The organism is uncultured Romboutsia sp., from assembly GCF_958366745.1.
Taxonomy (GTDB): Bacteria; Bacillota; Clostridia; order Peptostreptococcales; family Peptostreptococcaceae; genus Romboutsia; species Romboutsia timonensis.
The window spans coordinates 1-6,622 of sequence record NZ_CATXCO010000135.1 but is presented as its reverse complement, the minus strand read 5'-3'; the positions used below and the strand labels follow the sequence as shown (position 1 = coordinate 6,622).

The following is a 6,622-nucleotide window of genomic DNA, read 5'->3' as shown; positions in this document are numbered from 1 at the left end:
TCATAAAGAGTATTGACAAAAATAAAAGAGCGTAGACTTTGTCTACGCTCTGAAGCTATCTAAATATAGATAGCTTTTTTTATCATTTTTAGTTATTTTCTGAAACTGAAGCACCATTAAATACTTCTTTATCTAACTTTTTAAGAGACTTTCCAACTATTACAGCTGTAGTAGTTGAACCATTTACATTTAACATTGTACGTCCCATATCAAGTATTGGATCTATTGCAAGTATTCCACCAGCTAGTGGGAAGTATGATCCGATACCTACACCTGATAAAACTACTGAAACTGCCATTGTCGCTGTTCCTGGAAGTCCTGCTATACCTAGCGAACTTATAGTTATAACAACTAAAAGCATTGCATAGAAGCTTGCATTCATTTCAACACCAGCCATATTAGCTATTGTTACTGCCATTAATGCTGGATATATACCAGCACATCCGTTCATACCCATATTAGCACCTAAACTTGCAGTGAAACTTGCAACACCTTCTTCAACACCTTGCTTATCAGTTAAAGCCTCTATTGTAACAGGTAATGTACCTAAACTTGATCTAGATGTAAATGCAAGAAGTAATGGCTCTGCAGCATTTTTTATATAAGTTATTGGATTTAATCCATTTAGTGCTATTATTATTAAATGTATAACAAACATTATAGCAACTGATATGTATAATGCTACTATGAACTGAACAACAGATATCATAGATGCTAATCCACGAGCTGTTATAGTATTTGCTAGTAAAGCAACTACTGCATATGGCATAAACTTAATTACTGTCATAGCAACTGATACTATTATCTTATAGAATGCTTCTACTAAATCTATAAATGGCTTTATAATATCTAAGTACTTTTTGCTTAATCTCTTTACTGCAAGTCCTAAGAATGTAGCAAATATTATTATAGCAACTATATTTCCATCAGCCATAGATGCAACAGGATTTGATGGTAATAATCCTCTTAAAGTATCAACTAAAGGAGTTATTTCTCTAAGCTCTGTATCTGCAGTAGCTACTACATCTGTTCCTACACCTAGTTTCATAACATTCCCTACTACTATACCAACTATTGCAGCAAGTGCAGTTGTCATAAGTAACATTCCTAATGATTTAAATGTTAATTTTCCTAAGTCATCACCTTCACCCATATTTATGATAACTCTTAATATTGATACAAATACCATTGGAACAACTAACATCTTTAATAGATCCATAAATCCTGAACCAAATAATCCATACCATTTAGTAACTTCTTGTAACCAAGTAACTTCTGCTGGATTTTCTGGAAGTCCTGCTACTAATTGTATAATAACCCCTAATATAAGTCCTATTATTGTTGCATATATTGTTCTTGTAGAAAATTTAACTTTTTTCTTTTCGAACTGCTTAACAATAAAAAATGTTCCTATAAGTACAGCTATAAAAATAACAGTTTTTAAATCTGTAATCATAAGGAATTGTGATAAGAATGAACTCTCTCCCATTTTATAATCTTCCTCCGTGTATATGAAATTTTTATGTCAATTTAGTCTTTTGACAAAAACTATGATATATTATTAATTTAACAAAGTCAATACATTTTATTACTTTTTTTTACTTTTTAGTATAAAAAACACATCTATATTCTATATTAACTAAATTTTATATGTATAATACTCATTTTTACTTTATTTTTTATTATAAACTTGTTTTATTTTTACTTTCTTTTTTTTAATTTTCTTTTTTTTTCTATGTCTAGATTTTCTAACTAATGTTGACTCTACATCTTCAGATGTTTCCTCTGTAGTAGTGTCTATACTAGTACTTTGTGCAGCTTGACTTGCAGCTAATCGACCTTTTTTTATAAGTAGTAGAGCTAGATCAGCAGATATCATTCCAAGAAAAGTTACTAATATTTCTAAATCTTCTACGCTTACTTCTTCTGCTATGGCATATGATATTGTTGATGATAATAATACAAAGTCTGCATAACTAAAGCTGTTTAAACCTGTATTTATATTTTGAGAGGTATTATCAGAAGCGCCCGTACTAGCACTTGTACTAGCTATACCTGCACCAGTTTGGCGATTGTTACTTTTAATATCCATAATAATCTTCCCTTCTTACCTATTTACATTAGTAAATTATATGCACTGTATTACAATACTTTCACAAAAAAATCTCTATAAATATTTATTTATAGAGATTTTTTAACCAAAAGTTCTTAGGATCTTGATTTTCATTTATTGGTAAAATATCATACCCTTCTTTAATTAAGTAATTTATTAAAGAGTCTAATGCTTCTACTGTTTGTTTTTTTTCATGTATCAATAGTACTATTTCATTTTTATTTTTAGAATATGTTTTTGCATTTTCTACTATTTCACTAGATGAAGATTTCCAATCTTGTGTATCTATATTCCAATCCCATATCTTATATCCTGCATTTACTAAGTTATTATAACTCTCTTTAGATGCATATGGTTTACTTCCATATGGTAATCTAACTAAGTTTGAATATCTTCCAGTAATTTCATAAAAAGTTTGATTGTTTAAATCAAATTCTTCTTTTGCAGAAATACTTGTTTTATACAACTTATGAATATCATGTGATACACTATGAAGGCCAGCTGTATTTCCACTTTCTACTATTTTCTTTACTTTCTCTGGATAAATTTTCATATTTCTATCTATCAAGAAGAAAGTTCCTTTGACTTTATATTTATCTAATATTCTTAATATATCATCTGTGTACTTTGATGGACCATCATCTATTGTTATATAAGCTACTTTTCTAGAATTATATGATTCATTTATAGTTTCTTTTTCTTGACTATTTGTTGTAGTTTTATATTTAACAGAATATGCATCACAATAAGAACTATTAGAACTTATAAAAAAGATTACTGCTATACTTAGCATTATTAAAACTTTACTTTTCTTAGTTTTCATAAGTATCCCTCCAATGTTTATTTAGCTTTTATGTCTTCTTACGAATTTATTTATTTCTCATTTATATTATTTGTCAAATTTCTTCTTTTATCATTTATTTGCTAAATAAAAATATATAAATAAATGGAAATTCATAATATCTCATTTTAACTATATAAGATAATTTATATATAATAAAAAATTCGCTTCGCTCATTTCGCCAACGATATATTCTTTCTACCGCTACAGATACATCCGTTGCTCAAAAATGTTATTTTTTACGTTTATAAAGTCATTGATATTACTTATATTCATAGTTTATTCACAAATATAGTTATGATGTAATTTCCGTATACGTAAAAAAATAGGAAAACATCGTTTATAGTTGTTTTCCTATTTTTCCTATTTATTATTTAGTGTATTTGTACTCATATAACAAAATCACACTTAGTTTATTTTATAAAGTCTTGCTTCCCAAGGTTTTAATTCAAAATTATTTAAGTCTTTATGAGCATCTACATTATAATTAGATAATATTAAATTTTCATACTTTAACGTTAATTTCTCATATTTATAATTAGAAGATTCGCTTTTTAAATTGCATATTACTAAGAATTTTTCATCATTTAATATTCTTTCATATGCAAATATATTTGTATCATCCTCTAGTATAAGATTGTATTTACCATATATTAGACATTCACTACTCTTCTTAATTTTTATCATTTTTTTATAAAAGTTAAGTATTGAGTCATCATCTTCAAGTTGTTCTTTTACATTTATATATTTATAATTAGGATTTACATGAATCCATGGATTAGATTTACTAAATCCCGCATTTAAACTATCATCCCACTGCATAGGTGTACGAGTATTATCTCTTGATGTATTCCATATATGTTCTAATGCATCTTTTGGACTCATCCCTTGATTTATAAGCTGATTATATTCATTTATGGATCTAATATCATCATATTCGTTTATATCATTAAATTTAACATTTGTCATACCAATTTCTTGTCCTTGATATATAAATGGTGTCCCTTTATGCATAAAGTATAGTAATCCTAACGCTTTAGCACTTTCTTTTAAAAATCTAGTATCATCACCCCAAGATGATACTACCCTAGTTATATCATGATTTTCTATAAATAATGCATTCCATCCATCATTTTCAAGATTAACTTGCCACTTATTCCATACTTTTTTTAAATTTGGTAAATTAAACTCTGAGCTATTCCATAAATCTATATGCTCAAACTGAAATAGCATATTAAACTTTCCATCATTTTCTCCAACCCAATCAGTAGCTTGTTCAGCTTTTACACCATTTGCTTCTCCTACAGTCATTATATCATATTTACTAAATGTATTTTCTTTTAACTCTCTTAGATAGTCATGTATTCCTTCAACATTCATATGTTTATCAAAAGATGGCACATATTTTAAATTATCAGGATTGTCCATATCAACTAATCCTTCCTCTTTATTTATATGACTTATAGCATCTACTCTGAATCCATCTATTCCTTTATCTAACCACCAATTTATCATCTTATATATTTCATTTCTCATATCTTCATTTTCCCAGTTTAAATCTGGTTGCTTTTTACTAAACAGATGTAGGTAGTATTCCTTTGTATTTTCATCATATTCCCATGCTGATCCTTTGAATATACTTTCCCAATTGTTTGGTTCTTTATTATCTTTTCCTTCTCTCCAAATATACCAATCTCTCTTTGGATTTTGTTTAGATGACCTAGACTCTATAAACCAAGGATGCTCATCGCTTGTATGATTTATTACTAGATCTATTATAATCTTCATATTTCTTTTATGAATTTCACTTAATAATTCATTAAAGTCTTCCATAGTTCCAAAATCGCTCATTATATCTTGATAATCGCTTATATCATATCCGTTATCATCATTTGGAGATTTATACACAGGACATATCCAAATAACATCTATTCCTAAATCTTTTAAGTAATCTAATTTTGATATTATTCCTTGTAAATCCCCTATTCCATCATTATTTGAATCCATAAAACTACGTGGATATATTTGATATGCAACTGCTTCTTTCCACCACTTTTTTTCCATTATATCCCCCTTAAACAATGTAATCGTTTGCTCTTTTATTAAAAAATAAATGCCAATTAATTTGACATTTATTTTTTCTTAATTTAAATATATCATTAAAGAAAAATGTTTTCAATATATTTATTTTATTTTATATTTATTCTCTGATACTAATTCTTCCCTTATTTTATTATTTTCTTCTCCTAAAAATACTCTATATGTCTTTACTATTATTTTGTCTTTTTCACGACTTTCTTGTGTTCTTATATATAATTTTTCTCTATCTTGATTACAACCATATATTTTAGAAGTAATCGCTCCATTTGCAACTATATTTTTTATATATATAGGATGAGCAAAGTTGTTTTTAAATTTTAAATCTATATATCCATAAGATACTGCTGCATCCCTTCCCTTTGACACATAGTGAGATGGATATGTATGATTATGAACTTCTTGTATTTCAAGACCTGACATTAAAGCAGCATTATATATTGTAGTTGATACTTGACATACCCCACCGCCTTCGCCATTAACATATCTTCCACCTACTATTACCTTTGCAGTTTTATATCCATTACTCCATGTTCTTGCTCCAGTGGATTTATTATATGAAAATGTATCACCAGGCATTATAAGTATATCACTAGTGCTCTTTCCAGCAACATATATATTACTTCCCCTTGCACTATTTTCATTAAAACTTGTACTAAATTGACCTAATATAGTATTTATAGATTTTACTTGTTCTGTAGTAATTGTTGGCTTTATAATTTTTACAGGAAGTTTTATATCTTTTATATCTTTATTTTTTATCATATCGTATATTTGCTCTTTTAAGGAAGCAATGTCGACTTCTAATCCTTCCTTTGATGGAGTTGTTATCATCTGCCCACTATCACTTATTTCTAATGTAGCTTGTTGAACTTTCTTATTTATATCATTTTGAATATATGATAATTGTTCGCTTAATTTAACTTCATTATAAGTTGCATTTAGCTTAATTTTATATGGTTTATTTAGGTCCAAATTACATTTTCTTTTTATATTTTCTATATTACTATCGCTTCTAGTATAGCTATATGCATTTTTAACTGCATCATCAGTATTATAGCTTAGGTCTATATCCTGTGGGTTTATACACCATGTTTTATCTTTATATTTCATGTATATTGGTTTAAGCAAATATTTTTTATCTACTGCATCTTTAGCTTCATCTAACTTCATTTTTCCAACATGTACTTGTTCAATATATATATTCTTAAATATTTTACCACTAAAACTATTATTTTGATTTGACATACCTGTAGTTAAAATTAGTATTATAAATAAAGATGATATTAATGTGAATTTATTAATTAATTTATATTTACCCATTATTATACGTACTCCTTGATATATTTTTATAAATTTATGTTTGCCTATAATTTGTTTTATATTCTTATTATTGCTATATATCTTTATGAATAAATATGTTTATTTTGCAAATACTTTTAGTGTATATTTATAACATTTTATATGGAGGTATTTATGAAAAATTCTAAACAACATTTAACTGATGCTTTTTCTAGTCTTCAAGATGCTCAAATTAATTTAAGACATGCTCTAGATAATTCAGAGAAGTT

At 27.1% G+C, this 6,622-nt stretch carries 5 protein-coding genes; all 5 read right to left on the bottom strand.

The window, feature by feature from the left end:
• Positions 1-88: 88 nt before the first annotated feature.
• The 5 genes from Q5F54_RS09255 to Q5F54_RS09235 all read right to left on the bottom strand — a co-directional run bounded on the left by Q5F54_RS09255 (position 89) and on the right by Q5F54_RS09235 (position 6,374).
• Positions 89-1,489, bottom strand: coding sequence for a cation:dicarboxylate symporter family transporter (locus Q5F54_RS09255; RefSeq protein WP_277230892.1), 1,401 nt, complete (start codon positions 1,487-1,489; stop codon positions 89-91).
• A 183-nt stretch (positions 1,490-1,672) separates the two neighbouring features.
• Complete coding sequence (locus tag Q5F54_RS09250; RefSeq protein ID WP_281538728.1) at positions 1,673-2,092, bottom strand: hypothetical protein; 420 nt, start codon at positions 2,090-2,092, stop codon at positions 1,673-1,675.
• 85 nt (positions 2,093-2,177) lie between these two features.
• The gene (locus Q5F54_RS09245; protein WP_281538729.1) at positions 2,178-2,936 is read right to left on the bottom strand and encodes a polysaccharide deacetylase family protein; all 759 of its coding nucleotides are present in this window, start codon (positions 2,934-2,936) and stop codon (positions 2,178-2,180) included.
• 426 nt (positions 2,937-3,362) lie between these two features.
• Entirely contained in the window at positions 3,363-5,018 is a 1,656-nt protein-coding gene (locus tag Q5F54_RS09240; protein ID WP_277231483.1) for an alpha-glucosidase, read from the bottom strand.
• 120 nt (positions 5,019-5,138) lie between these two features.
• Entirely contained in the window at positions 5,139-6,374 is a 1,236-nt protein-coding gene (locus tag Q5F54_RS09235) for a VanW family protein (RefSeq protein ID WP_071120438.1), read from the bottom strand.
• Between the last annotated feature and the right edge of the window lie 248 nt (positions 6,375-6,622).

Excerpts from the sequence above, each read along its gene's own strand:
- Q5F54_RS09255 (WP_277230892.1), bottom strand. The coding sequence starts at position 1,489 with ATGGGAGAGAGTTCATTCTTATCACAATTCCTTATGATTACAGATTTA.
- Q5F54_RS09250 (WP_281538728.1), bottom strand. The coding sequence starts at position 2,092 with ATGGATATTAAAAGTAACAATCGCCAAACTGGTGCAGGTATAGCTAGT.
- Q5F54_RS09245 (WP_281538729.1), bottom strand. The coding sequence starts at position 2,936 with ATGAAAACTAAGAAAAGTAAAGTTTTAATAATGCTAAGTATAGCAGTA.
- Q5F54_RS09240 (WP_277231483.1), bottom strand. The coding sequence starts at position 5,018 with ATGGAAAAAAAGTGGTGGAAAGAAGCAGTTGCATATCAAATATATCCA.
- Q5F54_RS09235 (WP_071120438.1), bottom strand. The coding sequence starts at position 6,374 with ATGGGTAAATATAAATTAATTAATAAATTCACATTAATATCATCTTTA.